This window comes from Acidimicrobiia bacterium (assembly GCA_035651955.1).
GTDB lineage: Bacteria > Actinomycetota > Acidimicrobiia > IMCC26256 > JAMXLJ01 > JAMXLJ01.
In genome coordinates this window covers 1-17,935 of the sequence record DASRES010000035.1, presented here as the reverse complement: position 1 = coordinate 17,935, position 17,935 = coordinate 1, and the positions used below count along the sequence as shown (strand labels likewise).

At 73.0% G+C, this 17,935-nt stretch carries 10 protein-coding genes and 2 pseudogenes; 9 read left to right on the top strand and 3 right to left on the bottom strand.

The features are described 5' to 3' along the window. Positions 1-7: 7 nt before the first annotated feature. The 9 genes and pseudogenes from VFC33_08005 to VFC33_07965 all read left to right on the top strand — a co-directional run bounded on the left by VFC33_08005 (position 8) and on the right by VFC33_07965 (position 10,754). A complete protein-coding gene (locus tag VFC33_08005) occupies positions 8-1,432 on the top strand; it encodes an ATP-binding protein (GenBank protein ID HZR13177.1) in 1,425 nt (474 codons plus the stop codon). Between the two features lie 170 nt (positions 1,433-1,602). Continuing rightward, the gene (locus tag VFC33_08000; GenBank protein ID HZR13176.1) at positions 1,603-3,477 is read left to right on the top strand and encodes a phosphatidylglycerol lysyltransferase domain-containing protein; all 1,875 of its coding nucleotides are present in this window, start codon (positions 1,603-1,605) and stop codon (positions 3,475-3,477) included. Beyond that, positions 3,477-4,664: an alpha/beta fold hydrolase gene (locus tag VFC33_07995; GenBank protein HZR13175.1), complete on the top strand. Its 1,188-nt coding sequence runs from the start codon at positions 3,477-3,479 to the stop codon at positions 4,662-4,664. Before VFC33_08000 ends, VFC33_07995 begins: the two co-directional genes overlap by 1 nt. A gap of 169 nt (positions 4,665-4,833) precedes the next feature. After that, positions 4,834-6,588 (top strand): annotated as a pseudogene (locus VFC33_07990) (acetolactate synthase large subunit). 2 nt (positions 6,589-6,590) lie between these two features. Continuing rightward, entirely contained in the window at positions 6,591-7,133 is a 543-nt protein-coding gene (gene ilvN, locus VFC33_07985) for an acetolactate synthase small subunit (GenBank protein HZR13174.1), read from the top strand. 28 nt (positions 7,134-7,161) lie between these two features. After that, positions 7,162-7,572: a hypothetical protein gene (locus tag VFC33_07980; protein ID HZR13173.1), complete on the top strand. Its 411-nt coding sequence runs from the start codon at positions 7,162-7,164 to the stop codon at positions 7,570-7,572. Between the two features lie 43 nt (positions 7,573-7,615). Further along, a complete protein-coding gene (ilvC, locus tag VFC33_07975) occupies positions 7,616-8,644 on the top strand; it encodes a ketol-acid reductoisomerase (protein HZR13172.1) in 1,029 nt (342 codons plus the stop codon). 49 nt (positions 8,645-8,693) lie between these two features. Further along, complete coding sequence (locus tag VFC33_07970; GenBank protein ID HZR13171.1) at positions 8,694-9,446, top strand: HemK/PrmC family methyltransferase; 753 nt, start codon at positions 8,694-8,696, stop codon at positions 9,444-9,446. A 21-nt stretch (positions 9,447-9,467) separates the two neighbouring features. After that, positions 9,468-10,754 (top strand): SLC13 family permease, encoded by a 1,287-nt coding sequence (locus VFC33_07965; protein HZR13170.1) that lies wholly within the window; start codon positions 9,468-9,470, stop codon positions 10,752-10,754. Between the two features lie 128 nt (positions 10,755-10,882). Here VFC33_07965 and VFC33_07960 read toward each other — a convergent pair. The 3 genes and pseudogenes from VFC33_07960 to VFC33_07950 all read right to left on the bottom strand — a co-directional run. Then, positions 10,883-11,500 (bottom strand): annotated as a pseudogene (locus VFC33_07960) (DNA-formamidopyrimidine glycosylase family protein). Between the two features lie 85 nt (positions 11,501-11,585). Beyond that, positions 11,586-14,723 carry an EAL domain-containing protein gene (locus VFC33_07955; GenBank protein ID HZR13169.1) on the bottom strand — a complete coding sequence of 1,046 codons (3,138 nt, stop codon included), beginning with the start codon at positions 14,721-14,723 and terminating at the stop codon, positions 11,586-11,588. Positions 14,724-14,834: 111 nt separating this feature from the next. Beyond that, positions 14,835-17,935, bottom strand: a 3,101-nt coding sequence (locus VFC33_07950; protein ID HZR13168.1) for a DEAD/DEAH box helicase, incomplete at its 5' end; no start/stop codon positions are given.

Below are 17,935 nucleotides of genomic sequence, written 5' to 3'. Positions count from 1 at the left end.
CGCGAGCGTGGACGAGCACCTGCGGCGACGGCCCCGCACGCTCCAGGGGCGACTCGTCCTCGTGTTCGGCGCGGCGACGCTCGTGCTGTGCGTGCTCGCGGGTGTCGTCGCGATCTTCGAGTTCCGCAGCCAGCTCCGAGCGTCGCTCGACGAGGGGCTGAGCGGCCGGTTCACGGCATTGCAGAAGCAGGTGTCGAGCACGACGAACGCGACGGGGTTCACGCCGCTCCTGCCCGACACCGAGTCCTTCGCGCAGGTCATCGACGCGGACGGCAACATCCTCGCCGCCGCGCCGCGCGTCCTGCGCAGGAGTCCCGTCCTCACCGAGACCCAGCTCGCGACCGCGATGCAGCACCGTCGCACGTTCGTGCGGTCGATCCCGCCGAAGGCGCAGCGCGCGCGCCTGCTCGCGGGCCCCGGGCAGCTGGGCGCGCAACACGTCGTCGTCGTGGTCGGGACGTCGCTCGACGACACGACGCGCGCCGAGCAGCGACTCGAGCTGACGCTCGCCGTGGGCCTGCCGATCCTGGCGATCATCGTCGCGACCGGCGGCTGGTTCCTCGCCGGCGGCGCGCTCGCACCGGTGCGGTCGATGGTCGAGGAGGCCGACGCCATCTCGGCCGCGCAGGTCGCGAGCGGCACCGGTACGGGGCCCGAACGGCGGCTGTCGATTCCCACGGGGGGCGAGGAGCTCGCCGAGCTCGCGCGCCGGCTGAACGCGCTGCTCGCCCGCATCGAGCGATCGGTCGCGCACGAGCGCGCCTTCCTCGACGACGCCAGCCACGAGCTGCGCACACCGATCTCGATCGCGCGCGGCGAGGCGGAGCTGGCCCGGATGTCCGTCGACGACGGGAGCGAGGCCGGGATCGCGATCGACTCGCTCATCGAGGAGATCGACCGGCTCGACCACCTCGCACGGAACCTCCTCGTCCTCGCGCGCACGCGCGCGGCCGCGCCCGCGTCGTGGCCCGAGGTCGACCTCGCGGACGTCGCGCGCCGCGCGGTAGACGGGGTCGAACGGGCGGGCGGCGCGCACGGTGTCGACGTGCGCGTCGACGGCGAAGCGATCGTGCGCGGTGACGAGGGCGGGCTCGAGCGCGCGCTGACGAACCTCGTCCAGAACGCGCTGCGCGTCGCGCGCCAGGAGGTCGTCGTGCGGATCAGCGCGCACGACGACGTCGCGTCGGTCGAGGTCGTGGACGACGGACCGGGTTTCCCGCCCGAGCTGCTGCCGCGCGCGTTCGAGCGGTTCACGCACGAGGCGACCGGCGACGGGCGGCACGCCGGCAACGGCTCGGCGCCGCGCGCCGGTGCCGGCCTGGGGCTCGCGATCGTCGCCGCGATCGCGGAGGCACACGGCGGCCGCGCGACCGCGACGAACACCGGGCACGGCGCGTCCGTCTGCCTGTCGCTCCCGCGCCGGCCCGCGTAGCGCCGGGTGGCGCAGCGTCGCGCCGCGCGGCGCCGCTCGAGCCGTCCGAAAAGGGACCAACGTCCCGTCACGTTCCGGGAAATCGGTTCATGTTGCTCTCATCGCGGCCGATGCACGATGCGTGGCGCGGCGGCGGCCCCGCACACGCGGGGACGGCGAAGGTAGAGGCGATGGCGGTCGCAGCACGAGAAGAACAGCGCACGCGGCGGACCGAGCGACGCAGGCTCGTCGGCCGCTTCGACCTCTCCGCACGCAACGAGGCGCGCGCGCTCGGACTGCTGGTCGCCCTCGTCGGCTTCGTCAACCTGATCTCCGCGCTCACGCCCGAGCTGCGTCACCGCATGCACGTGCTCCACGAGGTGCTGACGCCCGCGATGACGGGCGCGGCGCAGGGCGCGACCGCGATCCTCGGCATCGGGCTCGTCCTCCTCGGTCGAGGCCTCGCGCACCGTCGCCGGCTCGCCTACTACGCGGCGCTCGTGCTGCTCGGCGTCTCCGCCGTCACGCACGTCCTCAAGGGCCTCGACGTCGAGGAGGCGATCGCCGCGCTGTTGGTCGCCGCGGTGCTGTGGCGGTGCCGGTGGCTGTTCGACTCGCCCGTCCCGCACGCGCGCTGGCGCACGCTCGCGAAGGTCGTCCCGCTCGTCATCGGGATCGACTTCGCGTACGGGCTGGTCGGCCTGGCGATCCGCAGGAGCCGGATCCACCCGACGCCTACGTTGCCGCGCGCGCTGCACGAGGTCGGCGCGCGGCTCGTCGGCATGACCGGTCCGTTGCACGTCGCCGGCGGCTTCGGGCACTGGTTCCCGCCGACCATCACGATCGTCGGTGCGCTGAGCGTCGCCGCGATCGTGCTGCTCGCGCTGGCGCCCGTCGCCGAGCTGACCGTCGGCCACCACGCCGACCTCGAGCGCGTGCGCGTCCTCGCCGACCGGGCCGACGGCGACACGCTCGATCCGTTCGCCCTGCGCCACGACAAGCGCTACGTGTTCTCGTCCGACCAGCGCGCCGCGGTCGCGTACCGGTACGTCAACGGGGTCGGCCTCGCGTCCGGCGACCCGGTCGGCGCGGCCGAGTCGTTCCCCGACGCGCTCGCGCACTTCGTCGAGCACTGCGATCGCAAGGGTTGGCGGCCCGCCGTCATCGGCGCGCGTGGAGACCGCCTCCCGATGTACGAGGGCGCGGGCCTGCGCGCGCAGTACCTGGGCGACGAGGCCGTCATCGACGTCGCGTCGTTCACGCTCGAGGGGCGCGCGATGCGCCCGGTACGACAGGCCGCGAACCGCACGAGGAACTTCGGCATCACGACCGAGGTGCACCGGGAGGGCGACCTCGACCCGACGCTCCGCCGTGCGCTTGTCGGGATCTCGGATCGTCACCGCGCCGGCGCGCCGGAGCGCGGCTTCTCGATGGCGCTCGACGAGCTGCTGACGGGCCGCGACCGCGACTGCGTCGTGCTCGTGTGCCGCGACGCGAGCGGAGCGCCGATCGCGTTTCAGCGCTACGTGCCGTGCCGCGGCGGTCGCGGGCTCTCGCTCGACGCGATGCGGCGTGACACGGTCGGGCCGAACGGCGTCAACGAGCGGATGATCGTCGACGCCGTCGGCTGGGCGCGCGAGAACGGCGTGGAGGAGGTGTCGCTGAACTTCGCGGCGTTCAAGGGGATCATCGAAGAGGGTGCCGAGCTGTCGCGGTTCCAGGCGGCCGAGGCCTGGGTGATCAAGAAGCTCAACCCGTACTTCCAGATCGAGTCCCTCTACTACTTCAACGCGAAGTTCCACCCGCGGTGGATCCCGCGGTACCTCGTCTACCGCTCCGCGGGCGACCTCGCGCCGGTCGCGATCGCGGCGTTGAGCGCGGAGGCGTTCCTCCCGTTCGACCGCAACCGCAACGACGGCTGCGCGACCTGCGTGGGCGACGCGCCCGTCGGCCGTGACCACGGCGACCGCGACGACGACCACGGTGGCGGGACGCGGCCCGTGCCGGCGCGCCCGGGCCGGAACCGGAAGCACGCGGCGGAAGCAGAGCCAGTGCGCACCCGCTGATGCTGGTCGCGACCTGGTTCTACGCATTCCTGATCGCGCTGGCGATCGTCCCGCTCCTCGCGTGGGCGGTGCTCGACGTCCTGCGGCTGCGGAGGCGCCGGCGCGGGCTCCCCGTCATCAGCAACGCGCGCGCCATGCTGCTGCGCGGTTGGGCGATCGTCACCTGCCTGCTGCTCGGCGTGCTCGCGACCGCGGTGGGGTTGAACCGGCAGTACCAGTACATCCCGTCGTTCGCGGCGCTGTCGGGCGACGTCTCTCCCGACCTCGTCTCGGCACCGCCGACCGTGCAGGCACCGCGCGGCGCGACGGGCGGCGCGGCGACGCACGTCGGCAACGACGCCAACGTGGTCGCCGCGACGGGCACGTCGAAGATGACGCACGGCGCGGTCCAGAAGGTCGAGGTCGCCGGCTCGCTGTCGGGCATCCCGGCGCGCGACACGTACGTCTACCTCCCGCCGCAGTACTTCGATCCCGCGAACGCGCACGCGCGCTTCCCGGTGCTGTACCTCCTGCACGGATCGCCCGGGATCTCGGTGGACTGGCTGCGCGGCGGGCACCTCGACGTCACGATGGACGACCTCCTCCAGGAGCACCGCATCCAGCCGTTCATCGTCGTCATGCCCGATGTCAACGGCGGCTACAGCCGGGACACGGAGTGTCAGGACATCCCGGGCGGTCCGCAGGTGCAGACGTACCTGACGTACGACGTACCTCGCTACATCGACCGCTGGTTCCGCACGCTCGGCGACCGCAACGCGCGCGTCATCGGCGGCCTGTCGAGCGGTGGCTACTGCGCGCTGAACCTCGCGCTGCGGCACCAGGACGTGTTCTCGGCCGCGGTGTCGCACTCCGGGTATCTCGCACCGGCACGCAACGGCTACACGGGCAACTTGTTCAGGAACAAGGCCGCGCTCTACGCGAACGCACCGAGCGCGTACCTCGCGACGATCCCCATCCAGCAACCGTTCGGCGTGTACCTCGACGCGGGCAGCACCGACACCGCGTCGGTGTACCAGAGCAAGCTCGCGTACCGGATCCTCCTGGAGCGCCACGTCCCGGTCACGCTGCGGATCCACAACGACGAGGGCCACAACTTCTCCGCGTGGAGCCGGAACCTGCACTCTTCGCTGCCGTGGGTGTCGCGCTGGTTCGTGCTGAACCACGTCAGCGTGACGACGCCCGCCTGAACGGAACGATGTTGTCGGGACCCCGCTCGATCTGGCAGAATGAACCCTTGATGTCGCCGCGCACCCTCGTCCTCCCGACCAGCATCCTGGTAGTCACCTAGCGCACGCCGCCTGTCTCGCGCGTGCGCTCACCGACCCCTCGCCACGGCGGGGGGTTTTTTCTGCCCGCACACGTCGACCGCCCCGACGAAGAGGAACCCCCATGAAGCTGACCGGAGCCCAAGCCCTCATCAAGAGCCTCGAGATGCAAGGCGTCGAGGTGATGTTCGGCCTTCCCGGGGGCGCGATCCTGCCGGTCTACGACCCGCTCATCGAGTCGTCGATCCGGCACGTCCTCGTGCGGCACGAGCAGGGCGCGGGCCACATGGCCGAGGGGTATGCGCACGCGACCGGCCGGCCCGGCGTCGCGATGGTCACGAGCGGTCCCGCCGCGACGAACATCGTCACGCCGCTGTGCGACGCGTACATGGACTCGATCCCGCTCGTCGTCATCACCGGACAGGTCGCGTACACGTCGATCGGGACGGACGCGTTCCAGGAGGCGGACACGGTGGGGATCACGATGCCCGTCACGAAGCACAACTGGCTGGTGACGGACGCGGCCGACATCCCGCGCATCGTCCGCGAGGCGTTCCACGTCGCGACGACCGGCCGCCCCGGTCCCGTGCTCGTCGACGTGCCGAAGGACGTCGCCAACGCGGCGATGGACTGGTACTGGCCCGAGTCGGTCGAGCTGCCGGGCTACAAGCCCAACACGAAGGGCCACGCGAAGCAGATCAAGGAGGCGGCGCGGCTCATCAACAGCGCGCGGCGTCCGGTGATCTACGCGGGTGGCGGCATCCTCAAGGCCCGCGCGGCCGAGGCGCTGCGCGCGCTCGCCGAGCTCGCCGACGTGCACGTCGTGACGACGCTCATGGCGCGCGGCGCGTTCCCGGACAGCCATCCGCTGTGCCTCGCCATGCCGGGCATGCACGGCAACTACACCGCGATCACCGCGATGCAGCGCGCCGACCTGTTGATCGCGCTCGGGGCGCGCTTCGACGACCGCGTCACCGGCAAGGTGAGCGCGTTCGCGCCCGAGGCGAAGGTCATCCACGTCGACGTCGACCCAGCCGAGCTCGGCAAGGTGCGACGCCCCGACGTGCCGATCGTCGGCGACGCGCGGCTCGTCGTCGAGGAGCTCGTGAAGGCGCTGCGCGCCGAGCAGGCGAAGCACGGCAAGCCCGATCTGGCCGACTGGGACCGTCAGATCGACGAGTGGCGCGCGCAGTACCCGCTCCGGTACGAGCAGCCCGAGGGCGGCACGATCAAGCCGCAGTACTGCGTGGAGGCGCTGCGCGACCACACGCCGGACGACACGATCGTCGTCGCGGGCGTCGGTCAGCACCAGATGTGGACGAGCCAGTACTGGCGCTTCGAGCACCCCTACACGTGGGTCAACTCCGGCGGGCTCGGCACCATGGGCTTCGCGGTCCCGGCCGCGATCGGGGCGAAGGTCGGCAAGCCCGAGCGGATGGTGTGGGCGGTCGACGGTGACGGCTGCTTCCAGATGACCGCGCAGGAGCTCGTCACCGCGAGTGCCGAGCGCATCCCCGTGAAGGTCGCGATCCTCAACAACGCGTACCTCGGCATGGTCCGTCAGTGGCAGGAGCTGTTCTACGAGGAGCGCTACAGCGAGGTCTACCTCTCGCCCGACCTTCCCGACTACGTGAAGTGGGCCGAGGCGATGGGGTGCGTCGGCATGCGCGTCGACACGCCGGAGGACGTCGTGCCGACGATCGAGAAGGCGAACGAGATCGACGACCGTCCCGTCGTCATCGACTTCCGCACCGACTACCGCGAGAAGGTGTACCCGATGGTCGCGGCGGGCGACACGAACGACAACGTCATCCTCGGCCCCGAGTTCGGCGAAGGGGGGCGATAGTCGTGAGCGCGCGCGAAGAGACGGCGCGGCACCACATCCTCACGGTGCTCGTCGAGAACAAGTTCGGCGTCCTGTCGCGCGTCGCCGGCTTGTTCTCGCGCCGCGGCTACAACATCTACTCGCTCGCGGTGTCGCCCACCGAGGACGAGCGCTTCAGCCGGATGACGGTCGTGGTCGACGCCGAGTCGTCGCCGATCGAGCAGATCACGAAGCAGCTCAACAAGCTGATCCCCGTCATCAAGATCGTGGAGCTGGGCCCGGACGAGGGCGTCGAGCGCGAGCTGATGCTCGCGACGGTGAAGGCCGGACCGGAGACGCGCTCGCAGGTCACCGAGCTCGCCTCGATCTTCGAAGCCCGCATCGTGGACGTCGGGTTCGACGCCATGACGATCATGGTCGCCGGGTCGCCCGCGCGGCTCGACGCGATGTCGGACCTGCTCGCACCGTTCGGGATCCTCGAGCTGCAGCGGACCGGTCGCATCGCGTTGCCGCGCCTCGCGCGCCAGCCCGGCCGGCTGCGCGCCGTGCGCACACGCACCGCGTAGCGTTCGGCGCGGCACGGAGGTCGACGGCATGCCGATGCTGGACAAGCGGCGCGAGCGGATCGCGGGGTTCGTGATGCCCCAGCTCGAGGCGGGCGAGAACGTCGAGGTCGTCGTGCCGACCGCGCAGACGGGGCCGAGCCCCGTGTTCGGTCCGTTGGCGTGCATGGTCTTCTTCGCCGTGCGCGTCTATGCGCCCGTGCTCACCGGTCGGCGGCTGCTGCTCCTGCGATGCTCCAAGTGGACGGGCCGGCCGAAGACGATCGACGCCGCGTACCCGCGCGGCGAGGTGCGGGTCGAGCGGTACGCGCCCGGCTCGCTGTGGGGCAAGCTGACGCTCTCGCTGCCCGGGTCGACGCTCGACCTCAACGTGCACCGCATGGTCCGCACCGACACGGACTCGCTGACGGCCGCGTTGGGGCGCGCGACGTCGGCCGCGTAGCCTTCTCTCTCGCCTCGAACCCCGGTTCTCCCAGGAGCGCGTGATGCCCGCGACGATCTACTACGACGACGATGCCGACGCCGGTCTCCTCAACGGACGGAAGGTCGCGGTCCTCGGCTACGGCTCGCAGGGCCACGCGCACGCGCTGAACCTGCGCGACTCGGGCGTCGACGTGCGCGTCGGTCTACGCGACGGGTCGTCGTCGTGGGCAAAGGCCGAGGCCGCGGGACTGCGCGTCTGCACGACGGCGGACGCGTGCCGCGAGGCGGACGTGATCATGGTGCTGCTCCCCGACACCGAGCAGGCGTCGGTGTACGAGCGCGACATCGCGCCGAACCTCCAAGAGCGCGACTCACTTGCCTTCGCCCACGGCTTCAACATCCACTTCGGGCAGATCCGCCCGCCGAAGGGCGTCGACGTGTGGATGATCGCGCCGAAGGGACCCGGCCATCTCGTGCGCCGGACGTTCGAGGACGGCGGTGGCGTTCCCGCGCTCGTCGCGGTGCACGCGGACGAGAGTGGCAAGGCGAAGCAGACGGCGCTCGCGTACGCGCGCGGCATCGGCGCGACGCGCGCCGGCGTGCTCGACACGACGTTCCAGGAGGAGACCGAGACGGACCTGTTCGGCGAGCAGGTCGTGCTGTGCGGCGGGCTCGTCGAGCTGATCAAGTCCAGCTTCGAGACGCTCGTGAACGCGGGCTACCAGCCGGAGTCGGCGTACTTCGAGACGCTGCACGAGGTGAAGCTGATCGTCGACCTCATCTACGAGGGCGGGATCGCGAACATGCGGTACTCGATCTCCGACACCGCCGAGTACGGCGACATGACGCGCGGGCCGCGCATCGTCACCGACGAGACACGCGCCGAGATGCGCCGCATCCTCGACGAGATCCAGACCGGCCGCTTCGCGAACGAGTGGATCCTCGAGAACCAGGCCGGCCGCCCGGTGTTCAACGCGTTGCGCCGCAAGGCGGCCGAGCACCCGATCGAGGAGGTCGGCGACCGGCTGCGGTCGATGATGCCGTGGATCGGCGCGGGCAAGGCCCGCCCCCAGGACGTCAGCGGCGGGTAGTTCGGCGTTCATGCGTCGCTTGGCGTTGCTCTGCGACGACGAACGACGCATGAACGAGGTGGTGGGGCGGTTGGCGGCCGCGGGGTGTGTCGCGGCGGTGGAGGAGGCGGGCGAGCTCCTCGCGCACGCGCCCGACGAGCGCACGCTCGACGCGTGGGTGTGCCGACGGGAGCACGGCGAGCCGCTCGCGTGGATCACGGGACGGATGCGGTTCTGCGGTCGCGAGGTGCGCGTCGCTCCCGGCGTGTACGTCCCGCGTGTGCAGACCGAGGAGCTGGCGAGGCGCGCGGTGACCGCGACGCCCCGCGGCGGTCGGGTGGCCGACCTCTGCACCGGGAGCGGCGCGATCGCCGCGCACATCCGGGATCGCGTGAGCCGCGCGCATGTCGTCGGCGTGGACGTGGACGTGCGCGCGGCGAGGTGCGCGCACGTCAACGGGGTCCCGGTGGTCGTGGCCGACGTCGAGGACGTCCCGTTGCGTGGGCAGGCGTTCGACATCGTGACGGCGGTGCCACCGTACGTGCCCACCGGCGCGACCCGTCTCCTCGCTGCGGACGTGCGCCGCCATGAGCCGAGGGCCGCGGTGGACGGCGGTGTCGACGGGCTCGACGTCGCCCGCCGGGTGGTCGCCACCGCGGCACGCCTGCTACGTCCGGGCGGAACGCTGCTCGTCGAGATCGGCGGCGACCAGGACGTCGCGGTCACCGCGACGCTCGCGCACGCGCAGTTCGGGGCGGTCGAGACCTGGTGCGACGACGAGGGCGAGCTGCGCGGGATCGCGGCCGTCGCTCGTGGCGCGTGACGCTCGGGGAAGACTCGGACCGTGGCCGTCGGTGGGTTCGTGCTCCTCGGCGCCGGGGTGGCCGGCGCGATCACGCGGCCGTGGCGCGTCCCGACGTGGCTCGCCCCGCTCGTCGCCGTGTTGGTCGCGCTCGTCGTCGGGATCGTCGACCTGCACGGCGCGCGGCGCTCGCTCGACCCACTCGTCGAACCGCTCGCGTTCCTGCTGCTCGCGGTCCCGCTCGCCGCGCTGCTCGACCGCGTGGGCTTCTTCGAGAGCGTCGCCGCGATCGCGGCGAGCCGCCGGCACGTGGTCGGCGGCATGTGGCTGCTCGGGATCGTGACCGTCGCGGTGCTGAACCTCGACGCCGCCGTCGTGCTGTTGACGCCGCTCGCGATCCGCACGGCACGTCGGAGCGGGCTCGATCCCGTCGTCCTCGCGCTGCAACCCGTCCTGCTCGCGTGCCTCGCGTCGTCGTTCCTTCCGGTGTCGAACCTCACGAACCTGATCGTCGCGGGGCACGGGCGGTTCGGTGCCGGTGACTTCGCCGCGCATCTCGGGCTGCCGAGCGTGGTCGCGCTCGTGGTCGCCTGGTGGTGCTACCGCCACGCGTACGGGGCCTCGGGCGTGGCGCCGAGCGTCGACGCGAGTGCCGGTGCGGTCGCCGATCCGGCCGCGCTCGTCACGGGTGGCATCGTCGTCGCGTTCCTGCTCGTCGGGTTCGTCGTCGGGCCGCCGCTCGGCGTGCAGCCGTGGATGGTCGTCGCGGTCGCGGACGTCGCGTTGCTCGTGCGCTGCCGTTACGTGCCCGTCGACGCGGTGCCGTGGGGGACCGCGCTCGTGGCGGCCGCGCTCGCGGTGTTGGCCGGCGCGGCCGTCGCCCACGTCTCGTTCGACGGCTTGCTGCGCGGCTCGGGCCCGCTCGCGACGGCGCGGGTGACGGGCGTTGCCGCGCTCGGCGCGAACGTGGTCGACAACCTCCCGGCGCTGCTCGTCGGCCTCGCCCGCCTCCCGCGCGGCAGCGCGCTGGTCTGGCCGCTGCTGCTCGGCGTGAACGCGGGGCCGACGTTGCTCGTGACGGGTTCGCTGGCGAGCCTGCTCTGGCTCGACGCCGTACGGCGCGGCGGCCTCGCGCTCGGCGCGTGGGACTACGCGCGCCTCGGCGTGCGCGTCGGGCTGCCCGCGTTGGTCGCCGCGACGATCGTGCTGTCGGCGGGCGCCGAAGGGGCGCCCTGGTCGGTGCTCGCGGCGGCCGGCGTGCTCGCGGTCGCGGGCGCGGTCGTCGTGTGGGCGCGCCGGTCACCCGGTTGGCAGGAAGGGCACCAGTAGGTCGTGCGGGCCTGCTCACCCTGCCGGCGCGAGCGGATCGTCGTCCCGCAGCGAGGACATCGCCGGCCGCGACGGCCGTAGACCGCGAGGCCGCCGGCGTACGTCTGACGGCGCGCGGTCGCGAGGTTCGTCCGCAGCAGGCGGGCGGCGGTGTCGAACAGCGCGCGCCGTGTCACCTCGTCGAGCGACGACAGCGGCGCGTTGGGATCGACGCCGCACACGAAGCACACCTCGCTCTTGTAGACGTTCCCGATCCCCGCCGCGACGCGCTGGTCGAGCAGCGCGACGCCGATCTCGGTGCGTGGATCGAGTGTTGCGAGGCGCACCATTGCGGCATCGACGTCGGCATCGGGCGCGCACAGGTCGGGACCGAGGTCGTCGACCGCGCGCACCGGTGCGCCGGCGCGCGCCGTCTCGACGACGGGCGCGGCGAAGCACACGGCAGTCGTGCCGCCCTCGACGTCGATCACGACACGCGCCTGCGTCCCGGGCCGTCGCCAGCGCTCACCCGTCCGGTAGACGTGCCACGAGCCGTGCATGCCGAGGTGCGTGTGCAGCACGACGCCACCGATCGTGACGAGCAGGTGCTTGCCTCGTGCCTCGACGGCGTCGACGGTCGCGCCGCGAGCGGGTCGTTCGACGCGCGCCGCGCCGCGGCCGCGTACCTCGAAGCGTGTCACGCGACGGCCTGCGAGCGCGGCCCGCAGGTTGCTCGCGACGCGATGGATCGTGTCGCCCTCGGGCATGCGATCGAGGGTACCCCCGGAGATTCTGTGAAGCCTCAGACACACGTCGTGTGCATGACGCTTCACAGAACGTCGTCGCGGCGGGTCACGCGATGCGGCGGTTCCAGCGGCCGGCGGCGAACTCGGTGAGCGCGGACGCCGGCTGCGGGCGCGCGAACAGGTAGCCCTGCACGAGGTCGCAGCCGAGCTCGGCGAGCCGTTCGAACTGGGCCTCGGTCTCGATGCCCTCCGCCGCGACCACGAGCCCGAGCGCGTGCGCGAGGTCGATCGTCGCGGCGACGATCGCGTCGTCCGTCTCGTCCTCGCCGACGCCGTCGACGAACGACCGGTCGATCTTCAGCTCGTCGAACGAGAAGCGCTTCAGGTACGCGAGCGACGAGTACCCGGTGCCGAAGTCGTCGATCGCGAGGCGGAGGCCGAGGTCCTTCAGCGCGCGCACGGCGTCGGCCGTCGACTCGAGGTCGTCGAGCAGCACGCTCTCCGTGATCTCGAGGCACACCGTCTGCGGGTCGGTGCCCCGTTCCCGCAGGATCGCGGCGATCCGGGCGGGGAGATCGGGACGGGCGAGCTGCCGCGCGGAGAGGTTCACCGACACGGTGCGCGGGCGGCCGAGCGACGTCGGCCCGCGCCAGGCTGCCGTCTGCGCGCACGCCTGGTCCAGCACCCACGCACCGATCGGGACGATGAGCCCGGTCTCCTCGGCGACGTCGATGAACTCGTTCGGCCCGACGATCCCGCGCACGGGGTGCTGCCACCGGACCAACGCCTCGACCGCGACGGTCTCGCGCGTCGCGATGTCGATCTGCGGCTGGTACCAGACGCGCAGCTCGTCGTGGTCGATGGCGCGCCTGAGCGCGCGCTCGGTCAGCAACCGGACGACCGCGCTCGTGTGCATCGCCTCGTCGAACAGCTCGTGACGGGCGCCGCCCTTCGCCTTCGCGCGGTAGAGCGCGGCGTCGGCGTCGCGCAGGAGACCGTCGGCCCGGTCGGACGTGCTGCGGGAGATCGCGATGCCGACGCTCGCCGTCACGACGACGTCGCCACGCGCGATCGACACGGGCTCGGCGACCGCGTGCGCGAGACGCTCCGCGATCGCCTCCGCACCTTCGTCGTCGCCGGCGTCCTCGCACACGATGACGAACTCGTCGCCGCCGAGACGCCCCACGGTGTCACCGGGCCGGACGGTCTCGACGAGCCGGTTCGCGACCGCGACGAGCAGCTCGTCGCCCGCGTCGTGACCGAAGCTGTCGTTGATCACCGTGAAGCGGTCGAGGTCGAGGACCAGCACCGCGGTCGTGGACCGGCGGCGGTCGAGGCGTAGCAGCACCTGGGTGAGACGGTCGACCACGAGCGTGCGGTTCGGCAGCTCGGTGAGCGGGTCGTGCAGCGCGAGGAACCCGAGCCGGTCGGCCGCGTCCGCGCGGTCGAACGCGATCGCGGCGAGGTGCGTCGCCCGGCCGACGACCGCGCGCTCGGAGTCGGCCGGCGTGTGCGGCTCGCGGTGGTACACCGAGAACATCCCGAGCACGCGGGTGCCGTCGGGCGAACGGATCGGCAACGCCCAGTACGCGCGCAGGCCGTTCTCGAGCGCGGCGCGCCGATGCGCGCTCTCCCACCCGTCCGTCACGGCGAGGTCCTCGGTGACCATCAGGCCGTCGCCGTTCCCGAGGAACTGGTCGACGGGGACACGGACGTCGCGCACGGCGTCGAGATACGCGCCGGGAAGGTTCGGGGCAACGACGCGGCCGAGCGCCCCGTCGGGCGCGACGAGACGGACGGAGCAGACCGCGCCCGACAGCAGCGGCTCCACGATCGCGACGAGCGCCTGCAACGTGTCGTCGAGCGGGGCGCCGCGGGCCATCATCTCCAGGAGGCGCGTCTCCGCATGCCGAAGCGCGTCGATCTGCGTGCGCTCCGTGACGTCACGCACGTTCACCACGACGCCGTGCACGTCGACGTCGTCGACGTGACCCGTCACCGAGCCCTCGAAGTGGCGGTACGTGCCGTTCGCGTGCCGGCCGCGCGCGCTGACGACGTACGCGCGCCCGGGGTGCGACGCGGCTGCCGCGAGCGTGGCGGTCAGCAGCGGGAGGTCGTCCGGGTGGAGGAGGTCACCGACGTCGGTACCGACGAGCTGCGCGGCCGGGATGCCGAGGGTGTCCTCGATCGCGGGGCTCACGTACGTGACCGTCCCGTCGGGATCGAGCACGACGATCACGTCGGCCGCGTGCTGGACGAGTGAGCGGAAGCGTCGCTCGCTCTGACGAAGCGCGCGCGACGCGCGGTCCGCGTCGCCCGCGAGGCTCGCGAGCCGCCACACGACCACGGCGACGACCACGGTCATCGACACCGCGATCACGACCGGTGAGACGTCGGAGCCGCCGGCCGATCCCACGAGGACGAGCACCGGCGCGACGAACAGCGCGGATCCGATGAGCGCGACCCGCGCGCGATCGAAGCGCGCGTCGTCGGCTCCTGCGTGCCGCCCGACGTCGGCCATCGACGGGTGGAGCGCGGCGACGCCGACGAGCACGTAGCCGATCGTCCAGAGGGAGTCGTACCAGTTCGTCCCCGACCCGCCGCCCGAACGCAGGGCCGTCAGGTAGCAGACGTCGGCCACGAGCGTCGCGCCCATCCCGCCGAGCACGAGCCAGAGGCTGGTGTCCCGGAAGCGGGCTGTGCACAGGACGCTGGCGACCGCGCCGATGAGCGCGACGTCGAGCATCGGGTAGGCGACGGACGCGGCGCGGTCGAGGATCGGGCCGTGCAGGTGGTGGATCGTCGGCCCGATCCAGAGCTGCCAGCACGGGACGAGCGCGGTCGCCGCGACGACGATGCCGTCCGCGATGGTGCGCCCGCGGCGCGCGGGCGTCCGGGCCCGGCCGAGCAGCAGGACTGCCGCGACGAGGAACGGGTAGCCGACCAGGTAGAGGACCGACGCCGCGGTGTTCTCGGGGCCGGGGATGCCGAGCTTCAGCCCGGCGACGTCCCAGACGAGGTCACCGGCGACGAGCAGGCCGGTACCCACACCGAGCAGCCGCCACGCCGCGGCACACGCGGGACGGTTGCGCTGGATGCCGAGGAAGACGGCCGCGACGGCCGCGATGCCGAGCGCGTCGATCAGCGGGGGCATCCAGGCCCCCGGGAGCACCTGGTCCGCAGCCACCACGAGCAGGCTGACCGCCAGGAAGATCCACGGCGACGGCGCGCGACGAGACAACACCAGGTCCTCATCGGCCGCGACGCCCCGTCATGAAGGGCTCAGGCGAGCCACGTCGCCCCAAGATGCGGCACTCACTGACGCATTGCGTCCGTCAGTGCCGCATCTTCGGGGTCAGGCCCGGAGGACGAGGCCCCGGTAGCCGTCACGGAACCCGGCCTGGCGCAGCGGATCGGCGGCCGGGGACTCGCGTACGGCCGTGCCGTCGACGCGCTGGATCTCGAGCTGCCGGAGCCGGCCGTCCTTCACGAGCCGGGCGAGGGCGTCGACCCACGTCGCGGGTTCCGTCGATCCGGCGCCCATCGTCGTCACCGACCGGCCGCTCCGATCGAGGTGCGCGATCGGCGCGCCGGCGCGGAGCACGACGAACGCGCCGGCGCTGCGCGTCGGCCTCGTCGCGCCCTCGACGACGTCGGGCCAGGCGAGGGCCGCGCCGTAGGGCTGCGCGGGATCGGTCGCCGCGAGCACGACGGTCTCGGCCGCGGGGCGGTGCTCGTCGTCGGGTGCGAACGGGTCGAACGGATCGGCCTCGAACGTGTCGGGGTCGAGCGGCTCCGGCGCACGCGGCTCGTCGCGCAGCGCGCGGAGACGGTCCACCGCGCCCGGCAGCGCGAACTGGGCGGCGCCGAGCCCGGCGACGAAGTACCCGCGCCGGATGCGGCCGCCCTCCTCGAGCGCGCGCAGCACCGGGTACACGGCCGCGAACCCACCCGGCACGCCCTCGGCGCGGACGCCCTCGCGCGTGAGCACGCCGTGCCGTTCGAGGAGCTGGAGCGCGACCGCGTGGACGCGCTCGGTCGGCGACGGCTCGTTCGCCGTGCCGGGCGCGGCGCGCAGCGGTGCGACGAGCGACCAGCGCCCCGCGCCGGCCGGCGGTCCGATGCGCATCAGGCGTCCCGGTCGCGGGCGTGCGGCCGACGTGCGCGGCTTGCGGCCGAGCACGGCCCGGAGTGCGGCGAACCCGTCGTTCGTGATCTCGCCGGCCCACGCGAGGTCCCACAACGCGGCCAGGACGACGCGTTCGTCGGTGACCTCGGTCGCGTTGCCGACGGCGGCCACGATGTCGAGCCAGAACGACGCACCCGCGCGACCGAGCTGGGCGCGGATCGCGTCGTGCACGGGACCGTCGGGCGGCTCGGTTGCTGGCTGCGGCAACAGGAGCGCCGCACGGTCGCGGAACGCGAGCACGACGCGGCCGTCGTCGGCGCCGATCGCACCGGCGCCCGCCCAGACGATCTCGCCGGCGGCCACGAGCTCGTCGAGCATCGACGGCCGGTAGCCCTCGACGCGCGCCGCGAGCACGTCGGCCTCGAGCGACGACGCCGGGATCGGCGCACCCTGGACGACGCCGATCGCGTCGACGAGCGCATCCACACCGTGACGGCGCGCGCCGACGCCCTGCCACCGCGGGAGGAAGCGCGCGAGCACCTCGGCGTCGACGGGCTCGATCTCCTTGCGGAGCGCGGCGAGCGACCGCCGCCGGAGCCGGCGGAGCACGCCGACGTCGCACCACTCCCGCTCCATCCCGCCGGGACGGAACTCCCCCTCGACGACCCGCCCGTCGCGCGCGAGCTCGGCCAACGTGTCGCGCACTCGCGTCACGTCGATGCCGAACCGCGCGGCCGCGTCGCTCGTCGTGAACGGCGCGTGCGTGCGGGCGTACCGGCCGAGCAGCGACCGCAGCGGGTGCGGCTGCGGGTCGGTGAACGCGACCGGTAGCCCCGGCGGTACGGCCGCGCCGAGCGCGTCGCGATAGCGCGCCGCGTCCTCGGCCGCCGCGATGCGCTCCTCGCCGGCGACGTGGACCCGGATCGCGCGTCGTTGCGCGAGGAGCGTGTCGATCCACGCGCTCGGGTCGCCCGTGCTCCGTGCGTCGAGGTCGACGACGCTCAGGTCGCCCAGCTCGCGCAGGACGTCGTGCAGCTCGTCGGCGTCGCGCGCGCGGCGACCGTCGGTGAGTCGTTGCAGCTCGAGCTCGAGGTCGGCGAGCGCCTCGGGGTCGATGAGCTCCCGCAGCTCGTCGGCGCCGAGGAGGTCCCGCAGGAGGTCACGGTCGAGCGCGAGTGCCGCGGCGCGCCGTTCGGCGAGCGGCGCGTCACCCTCGTACATGTACGCGGCGATCCACCCGAACAGCAGGGATTGCGCGAACGGCGACGCCTGGCGCGTCTCGACGGGAACGACGCGGACCCGTCGCGACCGCACGTCGCTCAGGACCTCGCGCAGCGCGGGAAGGTCGAAGACGTCGCGCAGGCATTCGCGCGTCGTCTCCAGCAGGATCGGGAACGACGGGTGGCGCGACGCGACCTCCAGCAGCCCCGCGGCGCGCTGGCGCTGCTGCCACAGCGGGGTCCGCCGGTCGGGACGGCGACGGGGCAGCAGCAGCGCGCGGCCCGCGGCTTCCCGGAAGCGCGACGCGAACAGCGCGGTCCCGGGCAGGCGGGCGACGACGAGCTCCTCCACGTCCTCGGGGTCGATCGTGAGCGCGTCGAGCGGGATCGACTCGACGGCCTCGGGGAGCCGGACGACGATGCCGTCGTCGCTCCACAGCACCTGCACGTCGACACCGAGCCGCTCCGTCAGGCGCGTCTCCAGCGCGAGCGCCCACGGCGCGTGCACACGCGATCCGAACGGCGTGAGGACGCACATGCGCCAGTCGCCGATCTCGTCGGGGAAGCGCTCGACGACGATCGTCCGGTCGTCGGGTACGACGCCCGTCGCCGCGCCCTGCTCGGCGAGGTATCCGACGAGGTTGCCCGCGGCCCACTCGTCGAGGCCGAACTCGTCGCGCAGGCGCGCCGTCGCGCGCGGCTCGGGCATGTCGCGCAGCTCGCGCACGACCGCGCCGAGGGCGCGGCCGAGCTCGAGCGGTCGGCCGGGCCGGTCGCCGTGCCAGAACGGCATCTTGCCCGGCTCTCCCGGCGCGGGGAGCACGACGACGCGGTCGTGGGTGATCTGGTCGATGCGCCACGTCGACGCGCCGAGCGTGAACGTCTCGCCCGGACGGCTCTCGTAGACCATCTCCTCGTCGAGCTCGCCGACGCGTGTCCCGTCGGGGAGGAACACGCCGAACAGGCCACGGTCGGGGATCGTCCCCGCGTTCGTCACCGCGATGCGCTGCGCACCCTCGCGGCCGCGCACGCGACCCTGGACGCGGTCCCACACGACGCGCGGCCGGAGCTCCGCGAACTCGTCGGACGGGTAGCGGCCGGCGAGCA

Coding starts and splice junctions, on each gene's coding strand:
- VFC33_08000 (HZR13176.1), top strand. CDS start 1,603: ATGGCGGTCGCAGCACGAGAAGAACAGCGCACGCGGCGGACCGAGCGA.
- VFC33_07995 (HZR13175.1), top strand. CDS start 3,477: ATGCTGGTCGCGACCTGGTTCTACGCATTCCTGATCGCGCTGGCGATC.
- VFC33_07980 (HZR13173.1), top strand. CDS start 7,162: ATGCCGATGCTGGACAAGCGGCGCGAGCGGATCGCGGGGTTCGTGATG.
- ilvC (HZR13172.1), top strand. CDS start 7,616: ATGCCCGCGACGATCTACTACGACGACGATGCCGACGCCGGTCTCCTC.
- VFC33_07970 (HZR13171.1), top strand. CDS start 8,694: ATGAACGAGGTGGTGGGGCGGTTGGCGGCCGCGGGGTGTGTCGCGGCG.